This is a genomic window from Sulfitobacter sp. 1A15258, assembly GCF_043557045.1.
Lineage (GTDB): Bacteria > Pseudomonadota > Alphaproteobacteria > Rhodobacterales > Rhodobacteraceae > Sulfitobacter > Sulfitobacter faviae.
On the sequence record NZ_JBIFFK010000001.1, the window covers coordinates 371,041 to 387,915 of the forward strand.

The window sequence follows — 16,875 nt, forward strand, 5'->3', positions numbered from 1 at the left end:
CGCAAGCCAGATCGCGGGCGCAGGCCACATGCCTCACACCCGTCTGTCGCGCTTGGCCCCACGCGTGATTTTGGGAACATCGGCGGGCCTTGTCGTCAGCGTCCCAGAGGCCCCTCATGGGGCTTGGCGCTGATACTGCTCACGCGGCAGAAGGCTTCGCTTGATCCCCACATGGGCGGCGCGGGCGCAAAAGTCAACCTGCGTGGTCAATTCCGGTGGCGTCCGGCGGTGCTAAAATGCTAGGACCGTAGTCCGACGGACGAAGGGCGAGACGATGCGCAACCCGATCATCAAACGCTGCGAGGCGATGGGCCTGCGCATGACAGGTCAACGCCGGGTCATCGCACAGGTGATTCACGACAGCGAAGACCACCCCGATGCCGAAGAGATCCTGACCCGCGCCAGCGTGATCGACAGCGGCATCTCCATCGCCACGGTCTACCGCACGGTGAAGCTGTTTGAGGAAGCGGGCATCCTCGACAAGTTGGAGTTCGGCGATGGCCGGGCGCGCTATGAAGACGCGCAGCGGGCGCATCACGATCACCTCATCGACGTGAACTCAGGCGAGGTCATCGAATTCGTCGATGCGGAAATCGAAGAGCTTCAGGAACGCATCGCGCGCAAACTGGGTTACAAATTACAGGGCCACCGGATGGAACTCTACGGTGTGCCGATCAAGAAGGATGACCCATGACAGAACGTGACCGCCCTTTGCTGGCCGTGTTGATCGACGCCGACAACGTGCCCGCAAAACATGCCGCAGCCATCATGCGGGAGGTCACGACGATTGGAGAGCCCGCCCTGCGCCGGGTCTATGGCGATTGGTCCAACGATCACCTCAAGGGCTGGAAAGCACCGATCCGCGAGTTGGGTTTGGTGGCGCATCAGGAGACGGCGAACACCAAGGGCAAGAACGCCAGCGACATCGGGCTGGTCATTCAGGCGATGGACATCCTGCACAGCCGCCGCTTCGATATTATCGTGATCGTTTCCTCCGACAGCGATTTCACCGCGCTGGTGAACCGCCTGCGCGAAGATGGGGTGACCGTTATCGGCATTGGCGAGAAGAAGACCCACGATTCGCTGCGCAATGTCTACAACCGCTTCATCCTGATCGAAAACCTCGACGAGGTAGAGCCCGACACCCCCTCGCGGGCCAAGGCCAAGGTGGGCGATGCCCTGCCCCTGTTCAAAGCCGCGATGGACAAGATCGACACCGAAGACGATTGGTACAACCTCGGCCAGATCGGCCAGACCATTCAGGCAGCGCATCCCGACTTCGACAGCCGCACCTATGGCCATGGCAAGCTGAGCGCCTTGGCCGCCGACCTCAAAGCCTTGGAAACGCGCAAAGACGGCAACCGCTTGATGGTCCGCCTGAAAAGCTAACGCCGGATCACTCGGCGGCGCTCTGCTCTTGCTTCGCCACGCGGGAAAGCATGGCGGGCAGCAGTACGCTCAGCACCACCAGACGCATGATGTGGCAGGCGGCGACAAAGCCCGGCACCACAGCCAGCACCGCGCCGAGGGCGATCATCGTCTCCAGCCCGCCGGGCGCGAAGGCCACCAGCACATGCCCCAGCGGCATCCCAAGCACCCAGGCCACCGGCACCGCGCCAAGGCCCGCCAGACCCACCGCCACGCCGGTAATCGCCAGCCCCGCGCCAAGCCCGCTTGCCAGACGCGCAGGCGTGATGCCGGAAAACCGCGTACCGATGAGGCTGCCGAGCACGAGATAGGCGACAAGGGTCAGCCAACCCGGCAGCACACCGGTTTCCAGCCCTGTCAAATGCGCGAGGGCCGAGACCACCATCGCCCCCATCAGAAGCGGCGCGGGCACCGAAAGACGGGCGAAGATCATCCCCACAACAACGGAGACGGAGACCATCACGAGGATCGACAGCAGGCTCATCCCCGCGCCCGCAGGGGCGATATTGCCGGTCATGTCGACGCCCATCAGCAAAGCCGCGAAAGGCACGACGATGGTCAGCGCCAAAAGCCGGACCGACTGCGTGATCGAAATGCGCGGCACGTCCGACCCGCTGTCGCTGGCAATCGCCATGACGAAACTCAGATGTCCGGGGGCCGAGGCCAGAAGCGCGGAACGTGGGTCAAAGCCAAAATACCGCGCCAGCATCCAACGGCACAGCGCCATGATCCCCCAAATCACCCCGGTCATAAAGACAAAGGCCAGTGGCCAGCGCAGCATGGCGTTCACCGCATCTTGGTTGAACCCTGCCCCCACGGCGATGCCCAGCACGACGAAACAGGCATCCCGCAGCCGCGGATCGACCGCCGTGCGCACCCCCATCAGGCCTAAGACACTCACCGCGATCACCGGGCCAAGCAGCATATAGACCGGCGCATTCAGCCACCAGAACAGCAGCGCCCCAAAGGCCCCGGCCGCAAGGGTCAGCACTGTGTCGCGCGGGGCGAGCGAGGGGATCGGCCATCTCATGCGGTAGGGCTAGCACTCCGGTAGAGCCTGCGCCAGCGCCACACGCATGACGCGCATCGCGCGCCCTTGCCCTTTCGTCGCAAAAGGTTCATGGGCGACTGGCAATACCACGGGATGAAGGGGCGTGATCATGGACAATCTGCGCGGCGCGATGCTGATGGTGCTGGCCATGGCCGGTTTCGCGGTCGAGGACATGTTCGTCAAACTGACGAGCGATGCGCTTCCCGTCGGTCAGATCATCGCGCTTTTGGGCGCGGGCGGCGGGGCGATCTTCGCCGTGATCCTGCGCATTCAGGGAAAGCGCCTCTTCTCTGCCGATATGCTGACCCAGCCTATCCTGCTGCGTGCCGTGGGCGAAGTGCTGGGCACGCTTTGTTTCGTTACCGCCATCGTGCTGACGCCGCTCTCTTCGGCCTCGGCTATTTTGCAGGCGACCCCTCTGGCCGTCACCCTCGGTGCGGCGCTGTTCCTTGGCGAGCCAGTCGGCTGGCGGCGCTGGAGCGCGATCATCGTGGGCTTCCTTGGCGTGCTCTTGATCGTGCGCCCGGGGCTGGAGGGGTTCAACGCGCTGTCGCTTTTCGCCGTGGCCGGTGTCATCGGCCTCGCTTTGCGCGACTTGGCGACGCGCAAAGTTCCCAAAAGCATCAGTTCCATGCAGCTTAGCTTTCTGGCCTTTATCGTCTTGGTCCCCGCAGGGCTGATCCTGATGCTGGCCGCAGGCACGCCCGCCGCCATGCCCGGCGGGGCCGAGGTGCTCTATCTCGCCGGAGCGATGGTGATCGGGGTGCTGGCCTATTACGCCATCGTCGCCGCCATGCGTGTGGGCGAGGTGAGCTTTGTCACCCCCTTTCGCTATACACGCATGCTCTTTGCGCTGGTGGCGGGGATCGTGGTTTTCGACGAATCCCCCGACAGCCTGACGCTGGTTGGGGCCGGGATCATCATCGCCTCGGGGGTCTATACCCTGCTGCGCGAACGCAAAATCACCCCCCGGCCCCGCCGCGGTCTTTCCAAGCCGGGCCTGCCGGGGTAAACCGCCACAAACCCGAACATGAGGACAAAGCCCATGAGCACGATCATCGACATCCACGCCCGCGAAATCCTCGACAGCCGGGGCAACCCGACGGTCGAAGTCGACGTTATCCTCGAAGACGGCACCATGGGCCGCGCCGCTGTCCCCTCCGGTGCCTCGACCGGCGCCTATGAGGCGAACGAGCGGCGCGATGGCGACATGTCGCGCTATCTGGGCAAAGGCGTGCTCGAAGCCTGCGCCGCCGTTAATGGCGAGATTGCCGAGGCGCTCGTGGGGGTCGAGGCGACGGAACAGGTCGAGATCGACGAGATGATGATCGAACTCGACGGGACCGACAATAAATCCCGCCTCGGCGCCAATGCGATCTTGGGCGTGTCGATGGCCGCGGCCAAGGCGGCGGCGGACTACTGCGCGCAGCCGCTCTACCGCTACGTCGGTGGCACCACCGCCCGCGTTCTGCCGGTGCCGATGATGAACATCATCAACGGCGGCGAACATGCCGACAACCCGATCGACATTCAGGAATTCATGATCATGCCGGTCGCCGCGGAAAATATCCGCGAAGCCGTGCGCATGGGGGCCGAGGTCTTCCACACGCTGAAGAAAGAGCTTTCTGCCGCGGGTCTGTCGACCGGGATCGGCGACGAAGGCGGCTTTGCCCCGAACATCAACTCCTCGCGCGATGCGCTTGATTTCATTCTGAAGTCGATCGAAAAAGCAGGCTACAAACCGGGCGAAGACATGTATCTCGCCCTCGATTGCGCGGCGACGGAATACTACAAAGACGGCAAATATGTCCTCTCCGGCGAAGGCAAAACCCTGTCGAGCGCAGAGAACGCCGACTACCTCGCGGCGCTCGTGAACGACTACCCGATCATCTCCATCGAAGACGGCATGGCCGAAGACGATTGGGACGGTTGGAAGGCGCTGACCGACCTTCTGGGCGGCAAGGTCCAACTGGTGGGCGATGACCTTTTCGTCACCAACCCTGCCCGTCTGAGCGATGGCATCCAGCGCGGCGCGGCGAACTCCATGCTGGTCAAGGTCAACCAGATCGGCACCCTGACCGAGACCCTCAAAGCCGTGGATATCGCGCATCGCGCGGGCTACACCAATGTCATGTCGCACCGCTCGGGCGAGACCGAAGACGCCACGATTGCCGACCTTGCAGTCGCCACCAACTGCGGCCAGATCAAAACCGGCTCGCTGGCGCGTTCTGACAGACTGGCGAAGTACAACCAGTTGATCCGTATCGAAGAAATGCTGGGCGAGACCGCTCAATACGCGGGCTGCTCGATCCTGCGCGGCTGATGTCGGCGCTCACCATCCGCCCTGTCACCACCGCCGCGGACCTCGCGGCGGTGGTGGACCTCTGCTGGGCCTATCGTGACTTTCTCTACCACTTCGGCCCAACCGAACAACGGATCGTCGAGACTTTTTACCCCCAAGACAAATACAGCGCCCTGATGGCGCGCTTGCCCGAGGAACACGCCCGCCCACGCGGCATCATCCTATTGGCCGAGCGGGATGGCATCCCCCTAGGCTGCGGCATGTCCCATGCACTGACCGAGACGGAGAGCGAGATCAAACGCGTCTTCGTCACCGATGCGGCCCGTGGCACGGGGGCGGGTCGGGCGATCTGTCAGCGCCTTGTCGATCAAGCACGGGAGGACGGGTTCGAGAAGGTCTATCTTGATACCTCCGTGGGCTTCGCCCCTGCCCGCGCGCTTTATCGCTCGCTTGGGTTTGTTGAGCGCGGGCCCTATCAACCGATGCCGGATTTCACGCGGGATGCGATCTGTTTCTTCGAGATGCCGCTGAGGGACGTGGCTGCGCCAGCCGACTAACGCAAGCGGGGCGGCCAGATTGCCGCCCCGTTTTTTATAGCCGCGCGGTTTACCCAGCGAAGAGCTGTAGGAACTTCTGCTTCGAATACCCCAGCTTCAGCGCCCCACGGTCCGACAGGCGCGGCGCGATGCGCATGCGGATGATGTCCCGATCGGTATCAAGGGCTGCGTTGAGGCGCAGCACCGCGTCCACCTTGCCGTTTGGCCCCGGGGCGACCTCTTCGATCATGCCTACCAAGACACTGTCTTTGCTCCAGACCGGCGCGCCGATGAGGGTCGCGATGTTGATCGGCCTTGGGGTGGTGGCACTGTTGTCGCCGCCGGTGATTGCCCGGCCTGCGGTCGCCGTGGGGGTGTTATCGGGGTCATCCGTCCCGCTGTGGCCGCTGCCCCCGCCGACCGAGACGCCAGCCCCGGCCCCCAGACCGTCACCGCCGCCCACCGAAGCGCCGACGCCTGCGTTCACACCGTCGCCCCCGCCGACCGAAGCGCCAACTCCGGCCCCGATGCCGTCACTGCCGCCAACCGAAGCACCGACACCGACATCCGCGCCGCCATGGTCGCCATGGCCCCCGACGCTGACCCCAACCCCGAGGCCGATTTCGGCCTGCGCCGCGGGCGCGAGCGTGAGCGTCACTGCCGTAGCGGCGAGGCTGTTTTTGAAAGCACCTGTGTGAAAGATAGTCATAGCGAATCTCCTTCTCAAAGCCGGTCGAATGCCTTCGACCCTTAGCCCCCACAGGGAACCTACGCGGGAAGTCGCGATTGCGTTTCAAGAAAATTGCGCTATAGGTATATTTTTCGCAACTTTGGTAGCAAATTGGCGTTCTTGCCGATATGACGGCATAGCGGCTGCACGCTGGGGCCTTAAAATCCTTCTTCGGCACATTTCCGTCAAAGTGAGGGAACGCCCCGCTCACCTCACTCCCGGCTGACGGTGCCCCCGCCAACGGCAGCGCGGACGCCTGTCGTGCCGGGGCACGAGGTTGGCAGCCCGCGCGCCACGCGTACTGCCAGATAGGCAAAGGCCTGCGCCTCCAGCATGTCGCCATCGAGGCCGATCTCCTCCACCGGGGTGACGGGGCAATCGAGGCTGACATCCAACATTCGCATCAGCACCGGGTTATGCCGCCCGCCGCCCGTCACATAGACGCGTTCGGGCGGGGCTGGGCAATGCTGCATCGCCTCGGCCACGCCAGCCGCGCACATGGCAGTGAGGGTCGCGCAGGCATCGGCATCGGAGAGCTCACCCACAAGGGCCACCATCTCGGCAAAATCATTTCGGTCGAGGGATTTGGGCGGCATGCGCGCGAAATAAGGCTCGGCCAGAAACAGCTCCAAGGCGCCCTGCTCCACCCTGCCCCGCGCGGCTAGCTTGCCGCCTTCGTCATAGTCTTGGCCAAGGCGGGTCTGCATCAAATCGTTGATCGGCGCATTGGCGGGGCCGGTGTCAAAGGCCAGCAGCGCGCCCTCTTCTTCGGGGCGGGCGACGCGCGGGTCGACCCAAGTGAGGTTGCCGACGCCGCCAAGGTTCAAGAAAGCCACCGGCCCGGTTCGCCCGGCATAACGCGCGCAGGCATGGTGAAAGAACGGCGCCAGCGGAGCGCCCTCGCCGCCCAGTTCAACATCGGCGCTGCGGAAATCCCAGACCACGGGCAGGCCAATCTCACGCGCCAACAGCGCGCCGTCACCGACCTGCAATGTGCCCTGCAGGCGCGGGGCGTGGGCCAACGTCTGGCCGTGGAACCCTATGAGTTCGACTTCGGCCTCATCCTTCAGCAGGTCGGCCAAGAGCGCCAGATGCGCGGCCTCCACCGCCTTGGCGGCTTCCTCAACCTCGGCCCCGTGCCACTTGCCGAAGCCCGCGGCGATCACGCGCCGCTCTTCGGCGGCATAGCTGCGGTAGGCGCTGCGGCCAAAGCTGGCGATGCCCTGCCCATCGGTGCGCAAAATAGCGGCGTCCACCCCATCCAGAGAGGTGCCCGACATCATTCCCAAAGCCGTCACCACTTCGGTTCCGGCATCTTGCCTGTGCATGGCCCTATTCATGGCCTTTTCCTTTGCCGCTCGTGCGCATATAGATTGCCCCGCAATACAGTTTTGAGGCAAGTCACCATGACATACCATCCCAAATCGGAGTTCATCCACACGATGATGCAGCGCGGCTTTCTGGCCGATTGCACCGATTATCAGGGGTTGGACGAAGCCCTGCTGAAAGGCGCGGCCCCGGCCTATGTGGGCTATGACGCCACGGCCAAGTCTCTGCATGTGGGGCATCTGGTCAATATCATGATGCTGCGCTGGCTGCAGAAATGTGGCGGCAAGCCGATCACCCTGATGGGTGGCGGCACGACCAAGGTGGGCGATCCCTCCTTCCGCTCGGACGAACGCCCGCTGCTGACGCCCGAGGCGATCGACGACAATATCGAAGGCATCCGTCAGGTCTTTGCGCAATACCTTGATTACGGCGAGGGCGAGACTGGTGCCCTGATGCTGAACAACGCGGAATGGCTCGACGGGTTGAACTACCTCGACTTCCTGCGCGACATCGGGCGGCATTTCTCGATTAACCGGATGCTGAGCTTTGAGAGCGTGAAATCCCGTCTGGACCGCGAGCAGTCGCTGTCTTTCCTTGAGTTCAACTACATGATTCTCCAAGCCTATGACTTTATGGAGCTGCACCGCCGCTATGGTTGCATTCTCCAGATGGGCGGGTCGGATCAATGGGGCAATATCGTCAACGGCATCGACCTGACGCGCCGGGTGATCGATGGGGAGGTTTACGGCCTGACGTCACCGCTCTTGACCACCAGCGACGGCAAGAAGATGGGCAAATCGGCGGGCGGTGCGGTCTGGCTCAATGGCGATATGCTGAGCCCTTATGAGTTCTGGCAGTTCTGGCGCAATTGCACCGATGCCGATGTGGGTCGTTTCCTCAAGCTCTACACCGAGCTGCCGGTCGATGAATGCGACCGTCTGGGCGCGCTCGCCGGGTCCGAGATCAACGAGGCAAAGGTGCGTCTGGCCAATGAGGTCACGGGTCTCCTCCACGGGGAAGAGGCCGCCCGCAACGCCGAAGCCACCGCGCGCGAAGTCTTTGAAAAAGGCGGTGTGGGCGATGACCTGCCCACCCTGACCCTGTCGGCGGCTGATGTGGGCGATGGGGTTTCCATTGTGCAATTGCTGGTGAAATCGGGCCTTGCCGGTTCTGGCAAAGAAGCCAAGCGCCTGATCGCTGAGAACGGCGCACGGATCGACGACAAGCCGCTGACCGATGCGGGCCTGATGCTGGATGCGGGCGCGCTGTCCTCTCCGGTCAAACTCAGCGCGGGCAAGAAGCGCCATGCGCTGGTGCAGGTCGGCTGATCTCTCACGGGGCGGGCTTCGGTCTGCCCCGTCTTCCCCACTCCCGCCGCCCTAAAGCCGCCGCAACGGCATCTCTTGCATGGGGTGAGACTTCGTGCTGAACTGAACAAGTGTTCATATCGGGGGGGGGAGCCATCATGAAACTAGACAGTACAGCCGCCATCATCACCGGGGGTGCCTCGGGGCTTGGCGAAGCCACGGCGCGCTATTTTGCGTCGCAGGGCGCGCAGGTCACCCTGTTGGACCGTGACGCTGCCCGGGGCGAAGCCATCGCGAAAGAGATCGGCGGCCACTACGTCTTGACCGATGTGACGGATGAGACCTCGGTGCAGGAAGCGGTGGACTATGCCCAAGAAAAGATGGGCTGGATCACCGCGGCGGTGAATTGCGCGGGCATCGCACTTGGGATCAAAACCACGGGCCGCGACGGGCCGCATCCGCTCGACGCCTTTCAACGCACCATCGACATCAACCTCGTCGGCAGCTTTAACGTGGCGCGGCTGGCGGCGGTGGCCATGGCCAAGAACACCCCCGAAGACGACGGCGCGCGCGGGGTGATCATCAACACCGCCTCCATCGCCGCCTTCGACGGGCAGAAGGGCCAAGCCGCCTATGCTGCCTCCAAAGGCGGGATCGCGGGCATGACCCTACCGATGGCGCGGGATCTGGCCAAGGAAGGGATTCGCGTGATGACCATCGCGCCTGGGATTTTCAAAACGCCGATGTTGGCCGGGCTGCCGGAAGAGGTGCAGGCCGAATTAGCCAAGGATGTGCCCAACCCGCCGCGCCTGGGTGATCCGGCGGAATACGGACGGCTGGCCGGGTTCATCGTCGAAATGGGCTATCTCAATGGTGAGGTGATCCGCCTCGACGGCGCGCTCAGGATGCGCTGATGCCGCTGCAAAACCGCGTGCAACCTGATGGGGAGATCATCGCCCACCCGGCGCGGGGCAGCTTCATGGGCAACCGTGGCATCCTGCATGACGAAAACGGCCTGCACCCCAAACGCCGTTGGGCGCATCAGAATTGGGTCTGCTGTCGGCTCAGATTCAAGGGGCGCCGTCGCAAGCTGATGGCCCCCCGCCACTATACCGAGCTGTTCTTTCTTGATGAGGCCGTGGCCTTTGCCGCCGGTCACCGCCCCTGCGCGGAATGCCGGGCTGCGGATTATCGACGGTTTCGCGCGTGTTGCGACCTCCCCGGCCCCGCCGCGGATCTGGACCGTCAGTTGCACGCAGAACGCGCCGTGCCGCGCGTTTTTCGTCAGCGCCGCCATGGGGATGTAGAAGCGGCCGATCTGCCCGACGGCAGTTTCGTCTTGGATCACGACGGCCAGAGCGGCGTGCTTCTCGGCGATGCCCTTCACCCCTATGCGCCGGAGGGCTACGGGGCTGCGCAGCGACGCCCGCAGGGCCGCGTTACCCTCCTCACCCCGCCGAGCATCGTCGCGGCATTCCGCAACGGCTACGGCCCGCAGATCGCCTTGGCAGAAGCGCGGGGTTAACCCTGCGCCTTCTCCTCAAGCGCCATCCACTCTTCTTCGGCGTTAGAGAGCTTTTCATGCCGCTGCACCAGCGCATCGGTGGCTTTCTGAAACTTCACCGGCTCGCGGGTGAAAAGCTCCGCATCGCTAAGCAGTTCTTCGAGCTTGCCAATCTCGGCCTCCAATCGCTCGATCTCAGCAGGCAAGGCTTCGAGCCGGTGTTTTTCGGTAAAGCTGAGCCCGCCCGCGGATTGCTTTTTCTCCGCCTTCGGCTCGGGTTTGCTCGGCTTGGGTTTAACCACGCTTTGGGCGAAATCATCCTGCCCGCGCTGTGCCAGATAATCGGACCAGCCGCCCGCATAGACCGTGGCGCGGCCATCGCCTTCCATCGCGATGGTGGTCGCCGCCACCCGGTCGAGGAAGTCACGGTCGTGGCTGACCAGCAGCACGGTGCCGTCATAGGTGCCCAAGAGTTCCTGCATCAGGTCCAGCGTCTCAACGTCGAGATCATTCGTCGGTTCGTCGAGCACCAAAAGGTTCGAGGAGCGCGCCATGATCTTGGCCAAGAGCAGCCGCGCCTTTTCGCCCCCCGAAAGCGAGCGGACCGGCGCGCGGGCCTGAGCTTCATCGAAAAGGAATTCCTTGAGGTATCCGACCACATGTTTCGGCTGACCCCGCACCAGCACCTGATCGGCCTTGCCCGAGACGCGCATCTCGGGATCGCCGGTGAGGCTGTCCCAAAGGGTCATGTCCCCATCAAGCTGTGCGCGCGCCTGATCGAACAGCGCGAGTTCCAGATTGGTGCCCAGTTTGATCTCGCCCGCGTCGGGCTGTTCTTTGCCGATCAGCATGTTCAACAACGTGGTCTTGCCCACGCCGTTTGGCCCCACCAGCGCGATCCGGTCGCCGCGCTGCACAGTGATCGAAAAGTCGCGCAGGATCTGTTTGTCGCCGAATTTCTTGGCGATACCGCTCGCTTCGATCACCTTGCGGCCTGACTTCGGCCCGGCCTCCAGCGCCATGGCTGCCGTGCCCTGCCGTTTGATCTGCGCCGAGCGTTCAGCGCGCAACTCTTGAAGCGCGCGCACCCGGCCCTGATTGCGCTTGCGCCGGGCCGAGATCCCCTCGACCGCCCAACGCGCCTCGGCCTTGATCTTGCGGTTCAGCTTGTGGCGCTGCATGTCCTCTTCTTCCCAGACCTGATCGCGCCATGCCTCGAACCCTTCAAAGCCGATGTCCTGGCGGCGCACGGTGCCGCGGTCGACCCAGAGAGTCGCGCGGGTCAGTTCGCGCAGGAAGGCGCGGTCGTGGCTGATAATGACAAAGGCGGTGCGGGTGCCCTTTAGCTCGGATTCGAGCCATGCGATGGCTTCGATGTCCAGGTGGTTGGTCGGCTCGTCCAGCAGCATCAGCTCCGGCTCTTCGGCCATCAGCCGCGCCAGTGCCGCGCGGCGACGCTCCCCGCCTGATGCGGTGGCCACAGGGCGTGCGGGGTCAAACTTCAACCCCTCGCCTGCCCGTTCCACCTTATACATCTCACCCGGATCCAGCCCATGGGCCGCGAAGTCGCCAAGCGTCTCAAAGCCCGAGAGGTCCGGCTCCTGCTCCATATAGCCGACCGAGACGCCGGGCCCGGCCACAACCGCCCCGCTGTCGGGCTCTACCAGCCCGGCCATGACCTTCATCAGCGTCGATTTGCCCGAGCCGTTGCGGCCCACCAAGGCCAACCGATCGCCGGTCTGAACCACGAGGGAGAGGTCTTCGAAAACAGGATCGCCACCAAAGGTCAGCGAAATGTCGGTGAGTTGTAAAAGGGGTGCGCGTGCCATGCCTGCCAGCTATCTTTCGGCGCGGGCAAGGTCAATGTCCAAAGGCGGTGCGGCTTCAGGCCAGCGCCCGCAAAAGCCGCGCGCGGTTGGGCGGGATCCCGGCGATCTCCAGCCCGGTGAAGACATGCAGCGTGCCCATTTGCCGATCGATCACGGCGTGATCGCTGACCCAGCCCCCCATCGCCAGATAGCTGCGCAGCAGCGGCGGGATTTGCTGGCGCGCGCGCCGCGGATCGGGGCTGTGGCGGTCGCGGGCATAGGGGTGGACCTCAGCCGCCCTGACGCGGGGGCGCCATTCCGCGGGGGCAAGATGCTGCTGTTTCAATAGGGCAAAGGCATCGCGGTAGCGGGTCGGATCGGTGCCCGTGAAAGAGGAACAGCCAAACAAAAGCGCCGCCCCGCTGTCATCGACTTCCCGCGCCAATTGCCCCCAAGCGAGGCGCTGAATATCGGGGTCTTGCCATTCTGGGTGGATACAAAAGCGGCCCAGTTCCAGCATGGCGCCTTTCATGCGCTCCAAACGGCTCAGATCGTAAAACTGCGCGGCATAGCTCTGGGCCAGCTCCGCGCCCTGAAACCGGGTCAGGCGAAAGCAGCAGACCAATGTGCCGCTGTCGCGATCCTCGATCAGAAAATGCCGTGCTGCCGCGTCGAATGCATCACGGTCGGCGGTTCCGGTCTGAAAACACTGCGTCCGCAGCGTGTGCGCCCGGGTGATGTCCCCGGACGTGAGGGCTTCGCGCGTCAGATATCGGCCCGGGGGCGCTTGGGTCATCTGCGAGGTCGCCTTCGCTTATCCGCGGCCCTGCCCCTCTGCGGGGACATGCCAAGGGGAACTTAGCTGCCGAAGGCCGACGGGCTAAAGCGGCCAAGGTTGCCCAGAAGCTGGCGCAGGAAGGTGTTGTCGGCCACAGGCGATGTCGTCACGCGGCGCGACAGCGGCACGACCTGCCCGCGTTCAAGCCCGAAGCGTTCGACATTCGACACCACACCGGCTTCGTTGAAACTGACGGTCACCACCTCACGCTCGATCTCTTTCGGGGCCATGAAGCCAAGAGCGCGTTTGCGCATCTTAACGTAATAGTAACTATCATCGCTCAAAACACCCGAAACCGTGGGCACACCGATCTTCTGCGCGACGCTTTCTTTGGTATCGCTGCCCACAACGACCTGCTCAAGCTGGTCTTGCGGTGGCACATAGCCGTGGTTCTCATACTGCGGGCTACAGGCGGTCAGAAGCAGTGCAAGGCCCATACCCGCGATCCGGAGGTGCGTCTTGCCGGTCTGTTTGGTTTTGCGCATTTGGTCTGCCCTCTTGCCCTGACGGATTATGGCTTTTATTTCGCATACACCAAGGCACCCCAAGTGTACAAGAAACGAAAGTCGGATCTCATGTCGCGCAAATCACCTACGCCAACCGCTCTTCGGGTCGCGGACCTGTCCCAGACGGAGCCAAACGCGTTCGCGCTGCGCCCTGAGGCGGAAGCGCTGGCGCAGATCGCCGAGGAACTCGATCTCTCGGCCCTGCGCAAACTTAGCTTTTCGGGCAGCATCAAACCGCTCGGCAAACAGGACTGGCAGCTGGACGGGAAACTGGGCGCGACCGTGGTGCAGCCCTGCGTCGTCACGCTTGAGCCAGTGACCACGCGGATCGACGCCGATATTACCCGCCGCTTCATCCATGATTTCGAACTCCCCGACGAAGAGGAGGTCGAAATGCCCGAGGACGATACGACAGAGCCTCTGGGCCAATGGATCGACCCCGCGCAGGTCATGATCGAGGCGCTGGCGCTGGAGGTGCCGGAATATCCCCGCAAGGGCGATGCCGAACTGGGCCAGATGGTCCATGCCGAACCGGGGCAAAAGCCGATGACGGACGAAGACGCACGGCCCTTCGCGGGCTTGGGCGCGCTGCGCGATGCGCTGAAGAAAGACGAAACCTAAAGAAACAGGCGGAAAAGCGCGGAAATTCGCGCTTGCATCGCGCCGGTTTCGCGTTATTTTGCCGCCCTCACCCGAATTAAGGTTGGACATTGCGCGGCTGCGGCCCTAAAGCGTCGTCACGCCCGAAACGGGGTCCGAATTGAAACACGGTTGCGGCCTGCTTTGACAAGTCAGCAACCCCGAAGGCAAAGGCACCAGACATGGCTGTCCAACAGAATAAAGTATCCAAATCCCGCCGCAACAACCGCCGCGCCCACGATTCGCTTTCTGCGGCGAACCCGAACGAATGTTCGAACTGCGGTGAGCTGAAGCGCCCCCACCACATCTGCGCGGCTTGCGGTCACTATGACGACGCCGAAGTTGTCGCCCTGACCGAAGAAGTGGACCTGGAAGACGACGCAGCATAAGCTGCGGTAGTTTTTAAGGTTTTCTCTTAGGCAGTGAGGCATTCGCACTGATGACGGCCCAGCCCGATCACCCCAACGCGAAAGCCGGACACACCCTGATCTCGGTCGACGCGATGGGGGGTGACGAAGGCCCGGCAGCAGTTGTTGCCGGGTGTGCGCTTTCTGCGACAGCAAATCCCGATATCGGTTTTATCCTGCATGGTCCCCGTGATCAGTTGGAGCCTTTGATCGCCAAACGTGGTGAGTTGTCGGACCGTTGCGAGATACGTCACGCCACGGATGTGGTCACGATGGACGACAAGCCCAGCCAAGTCGTGCGCACCGGCAAAGACAGTTCCATGTGGTCTGCCATCGAATCCGTGCGCAGCGGAGAGGCGGCTGTGGCTGTCTCTTGCGGCAATACCGGCGCGCTGATGGCGATGTCGATGATACGGCTGCGAAAATTGCCGGGCGTGAATCGCCCTGCGATTGCGGTGCTCTACCCCTCTTCCAACCCGCAGGGTTTCAACGTGATGCTCGACGTGGGCGCCGATGTGCGCGCCGACGCCGATGATCTGTTGCGTTTCGCGCTGATGGGCACCTCCTACGCCCGCAACGGTATGGATTTGCAGCGCCCCCGCGTGGGGCTGCTGAATGTCGGCACCGAAGAGCATAAGGGCCGCACCGAACTCAAAGAAGCCTATGATTTGATTCGCGCCCAAGGCGATGCCACCGGGTTTGAATTCGTCGGTTTCGTTGAGGGCGGCGATATCTCGGGCAACCGCGCCGATGTCATCGTGACCGATGGGTTCACCGGCAATGTCGCGATCAAGACCGGCGAAGGCACGGCCAGCATGATCGGCGACAGGCTGCGCGAAGCGTTCAAATACTCGCCCCTGTCGCGGCTCGCCTCGCTGCTGGCCTATACCTCTCTGCGCCGTCTCAGCAAAAAGATCGACCCGCGCCGTGTGAACGGCGGCGTCTTTCTGGGTCTGAACGGCACGGTGGTGAAATCGCACGGCTCCGCCGATGCGACTGGCATCTCCGCTGCGATCAAACTCGCCGCGCAGTTGTCGCAGAATAAATTCAATGACAAGCTAGCCGCTCGCGTCGCTGCGACGCTGCCAGCTGAGGAGTCCGTCAAATGAGCCTGCGCGCCGTTGTCACTGGTTGTGGCCACTACCTGCCCGCCCGTGTCGTGGAAAATGCCGAATTTGAAGCGACCCTCGACACGAATGACGAATGGATCCGCTCGCGCTCGGGCATCGAACGCCGCCACTTCGCCGCCGAAGGTGAAACGACCTCTTCCATGGCCAGCGCCGCCGCACGCAAGGCGCTCGAAGACGCAGGGCGCAATGTCTCTGATGTTGACGCGATCGTCGTGGCCACCTCCACACCCGACCTGACCTTCCCGTCGGCCGCGACCATGGTGCAGGCCGAATTGGGCATGACCAATGGTTTTGCCTTTGACGTGCAGGCGGTTTGCGCGGGTTTTGTCTATGCGCTGGCGAACGCCAATGCGCTTATCGTTTCCGGTCAGGCGCGCAATGTGCTGGTGATCGGGGCCGAGACGTTCAGCCGCATCATGGACTGGACCGACCGGTCGACCTGTGTGCTTTTCGGCGACGGCGCAGGCGCGCTGCTGCTTGAGGCGCAGGATGGACAAGGCACGCCCGAGGATCGCGGGATCCTCGCGACTGACCTGAATTCCGACGGGCGCTACCGCGAGTTGCTCTACGTCGATGGTGGCGTCAGCACCGGCACCACCGGCTATCTGCGGATGCAGGGAAATCAGGTGTTCCGCCACGCGGTCGAAAAACTCGCCGCCACGGCCAATACCGCCATGGACCGCGCCGGCGTCAGCGCCGAAGATGTGGATTGGATCGTGCCGCATCAGGCCAACATCCGTATCATCCAAGGCACCGCGAAGAAATTGAACCTGCCGATGGAGCGCATTGTCGTGACCGTGCAGGACCACGGCAACACCTCTGCCGCCTCGATCCCGCTGGCGCTGTCGGTGGGCCGTGAGCGTGGTCAGATCAACAGGGGCGATCTGATCGTCACCGAAGCCATTGGCGGCGGTCTGGCTTGGGGCTCTGTTGTCCTGCGCTGGTAAGTCCCTGAGCTAACGCGGAAAATCTCTGCCGAATCGTGCTCGATCCGGGCATTGATGTTGACTCTAAAAATCTGAGCAGCATATGCTATTGGAAAGCATGGGGGATATAATGCCGAACAAGACATTGACGCGCATGGATTTAAGCGAAGCTGTATTTCGTGAGGTCGGTCTTTCTCGCAATGAGAGTGCTCAACTGGTCGAAGCCGTGCTTGAGCATATGTCCGACGCTCTGGTCGACGGGGAACAGGTCAAGATTTCCTCTTTCGGCACTTTTTCGGTGCGCGACAAGACCGCGCGAGTGGGCCGCAATCCGAAAACCGGCGAGGAGGTTCCGATCAACCCGCGCCGGGTGCTGACCTTCCGCCCTTCACATCTGATGAAAGACCGCGTTGCCGAAGGCAACAAGTCCTGAC

Annotated in this window: 19 protein-coding genes; 13 read left to right on the plus strand and 6 right to left on the minus strand. The window is 63.0% G+C overall.

Annotation, left to right across the window (positions count from 1 at the left end):
* Nucleotides 1-274: 274 nt before the first annotated feature.
* Together ACGYK9_RS01855 and ACGYK9_RS01860 are read left to right on the plus strand one after the other, a co-directional pair.
* Nucleotides 275-694 carry a Fur family transcriptional regulator gene (locus tag ACGYK9_RS01855; protein ID WP_067265902.1) on the plus strand — a complete coding sequence of 140 codons (420 nt, stop codon included), beginning with the start codon at nt 275-277 and terminating at the stop codon, nt 692-694.
* Nucleotides 691-1,389 (plus strand): NYN domain-containing protein, encoded by a 699-nt coding sequence (locus ACGYK9_RS01860; RefSeq protein ID WP_209217720.1) that lies wholly within the window; start codon nt 691-693, stop codon nt 1,387-1,389. Before ACGYK9_RS01855 ends, ACGYK9_RS01860 begins: the two co-directional genes overlap by 4 nt.
* 7 nt (nt 1,390-1,396) lie before the next feature.
* On the opposite strand, the gene ACGYK9_RS01865 is transcribed toward ACGYK9_RS01860, so the two are convergent.
* A complete protein-coding gene (locus ACGYK9_RS01865; protein WP_394407887.1) occupies nt 1,397-2,458 on the minus strand; it encodes an AbrB family transcriptional regulator in 1,062 nt (353 codons plus the stop codon).
* Between the two features lie 130 nt (nt 2,459-2,588).
* Between ACGYK9_RS01865 and ACGYK9_RS01870 the strand changes: the two genes are divergently transcribed.
* From ACGYK9_RS01870 to ACGYK9_RS01880, 3 genes are read left to right on the plus strand one after another with little or no spacing between them, the layout of a single operon-like run.
* The gene (locus ACGYK9_RS01870) at nt 2,589-3,491 is read left to right on the plus strand and encodes a DMT family transporter (RefSeq protein ID WP_394407890.1); all 903 of its coding nucleotides are present in this window, start codon (nt 2,589-2,591) and stop codon (nt 3,489-3,491) included.
* Nucleotides 3,492-3,524: 33 nt separating this feature from the next.
* Nucleotides 3,525-4,802, plus strand: coding sequence for a phosphopyruvate hydratase (gene eno / locus ACGYK9_RS01875; RefSeq protein ID WP_394407893.1), 1,278 nt, complete (start codon nt 3,525-3,527; stop codon nt 4,800-4,802).
* Nucleotides 4,802-5,338 carry a GNAT family N-acetyltransferase gene (locus ACGYK9_RS01880; RefSeq protein WP_394407896.1) on the plus strand — a complete coding sequence of 179 codons (537 nt, stop codon included), beginning with the start codon at nt 4,802-4,804 and terminating at the stop codon, nt 5,336-5,338. The genes eno and ACGYK9_RS01880 overlap by 1 nt, the downstream gene beginning before the upstream one ends.
* Nucleotides 5,339-5,387: 49 nt before the next feature.
* Here ACGYK9_RS01880 and ACGYK9_RS01885 read toward each other — a convergent pair whose 3' ends face one another.
* Both ACGYK9_RS01885 and ACGYK9_RS01890 read right to left on the minus strand, forming a co-directional pair.
* Complete coding sequence (locus ACGYK9_RS01885) at nt 5,388-6,026, minus strand: hypothetical protein (protein WP_394407899.1); 639 nt, start codon at nt 6,024-6,026, stop codon at nt 5,388-5,390.
* Between the two features lie 233 nt (nt 6,027-6,259).
* Entirely contained in the window at nt 6,260-7,387 is a 1,128-nt protein-coding gene (locus tag ACGYK9_RS01890) for an anhydro-N-acetylmuramic acid kinase (protein ID WP_394407902.1), read from the minus strand.
* A gap of 66 nt (nt 7,388-7,453) precedes the next feature.
* Between ACGYK9_RS01890 and tyrS the strand changes: the two genes are divergently transcribed.
* The 3 genes from tyrS (at nt 7,454) to ACGYK9_RS01905 (ending at nt 10,208) form a co-directional block, all read left to right on the plus strand.
* On the plus strand, nt 7,454-8,704 hold the full coding sequence (gene tyrS / locus ACGYK9_RS01895; protein ID WP_209217713.1) for a tyrosine--tRNA ligase: 1,251 nt from the start codon (nt 7,454-7,456) through the stop codon (nt 8,702-8,704).
* A gap of 137 nt (nt 8,705-8,841) precedes the next feature.
* Entirely contained in the window at nt 8,842-9,597 is a 756-nt protein-coding gene (locus tag ACGYK9_RS01900) for a 3-hydroxyacyl-CoA dehydrogenase (RefSeq protein ID WP_209217712.1), read from the plus strand.
* The gene (locus ACGYK9_RS01905; protein ID WP_394407906.1) at nt 9,597-10,208 is read left to right on the plus strand and encodes a hypothetical protein; all 612 of its coding nucleotides are present in this window, start codon (nt 9,597-9,599) and stop codon (nt 10,206-10,208) included. The genes ACGYK9_RS01900 and ACGYK9_RS01905 overlap by 1 nt, the downstream gene beginning before the upstream one ends.
* Here the strand turns inward: ACGYK9_RS01905 and ACGYK9_RS01910 are convergent.
* The 3 genes from ACGYK9_RS01910 to ACGYK9_RS01920 form a co-directional block, all read right to left on the minus strand.
* Complete coding sequence (locus ACGYK9_RS01910) at nt 10,205-12,016, minus strand: ABC-F family ATP-binding cassette domain-containing protein (protein WP_394407909.1); 1,812 nt, start codon at nt 12,014-12,016, stop codon at nt 10,205-10,207. The two genes, ACGYK9_RS01905 and ACGYK9_RS01910, sit on opposite strands and share 4 nt — an antisense overlap.
* Nucleotides 12,017-12,071: 55 nt before the next feature.
* Nucleotides 12,072-12,791, minus strand: a complete 720-nt coding sequence (locus ACGYK9_RS01915; protein WP_394407912.1) for a GNAT family N-acetyltransferase — start codon at nt 12,789-12,791, stop codon at nt 12,072-12,074.
* 62 nt (nt 12,792-12,853) lie between these two features.
* Nucleotides 12,854-13,318 carry an outer membrane protein assembly factor BamE gene (locus ACGYK9_RS01920; RefSeq protein WP_067265877.1) on the minus strand — a complete coding sequence of 155 codons (465 nt, stop codon included), beginning with the start codon at nt 13,316-13,318 and terminating at the stop codon, nt 12,854-12,856.
* A 90-nt stretch (nt 13,319-13,408) separates the two neighbouring features.
* Here ACGYK9_RS01920 and ACGYK9_RS01925 point away from each other — a divergent pair, with 90 nt between their 5' ends.
* The 5 genes from ACGYK9_RS01925 (at nt 13,409) to ihfA (ending at nt 16,874) form a co-directional block, all read left to right on the plus strand.
* On the plus strand, nt 13,409-13,960 hold the full coding sequence (locus ACGYK9_RS01925) for a YceD family protein (RefSeq protein ID WP_394407915.1): 552 nt from the start codon (nt 13,409-13,411) through the stop codon (nt 13,958-13,960).
* A gap of 200 nt (nt 13,961-14,160) precedes the next feature.
* The gene (rpmF, locus tag ACGYK9_RS01930; RefSeq protein ID WP_067265873.1) at nt 14,161-14,367 is read left to right on the plus strand and encodes a 50S ribosomal protein L32; all 207 of its coding nucleotides are present in this window, start codon (nt 14,161-14,163) and stop codon (nt 14,365-14,367) included.
* A 50-nt stretch (nt 14,368-14,417) separates the two neighbouring features.
* Nucleotides 14,418-15,494 carry a phosphate acyltransferase PlsX gene (gene plsX / locus ACGYK9_RS01935; protein WP_271687173.1) on the plus strand — a complete coding sequence of 359 codons (1,077 nt, stop codon included), beginning with the start codon at nt 14,418-14,420 and terminating at the stop codon, nt 15,492-15,494.
* Nucleotides 15,491-16,462 (plus strand): beta-ketoacyl-ACP synthase III, encoded by a 972-nt coding sequence (locus ACGYK9_RS01940; RefSeq protein WP_394407918.1) that lies wholly within the window; start codon nt 15,491-15,493, stop codon nt 16,460-16,462. Before plsX ends, ACGYK9_RS01940 begins: the two co-directional genes overlap by 4 nt.
* Nucleotides 16,463-16,571: 109 nt before the next feature.
* Entirely contained in the window at nt 16,572-16,874 is a 303-nt protein-coding gene (ihfA, locus tag ACGYK9_RS01945; RefSeq protein WP_067265868.1) for an integration host factor subunit alpha, read from the plus strand.
* The last annotated feature ends 1 nt before the right edge of the window (nt 16,875 follow it).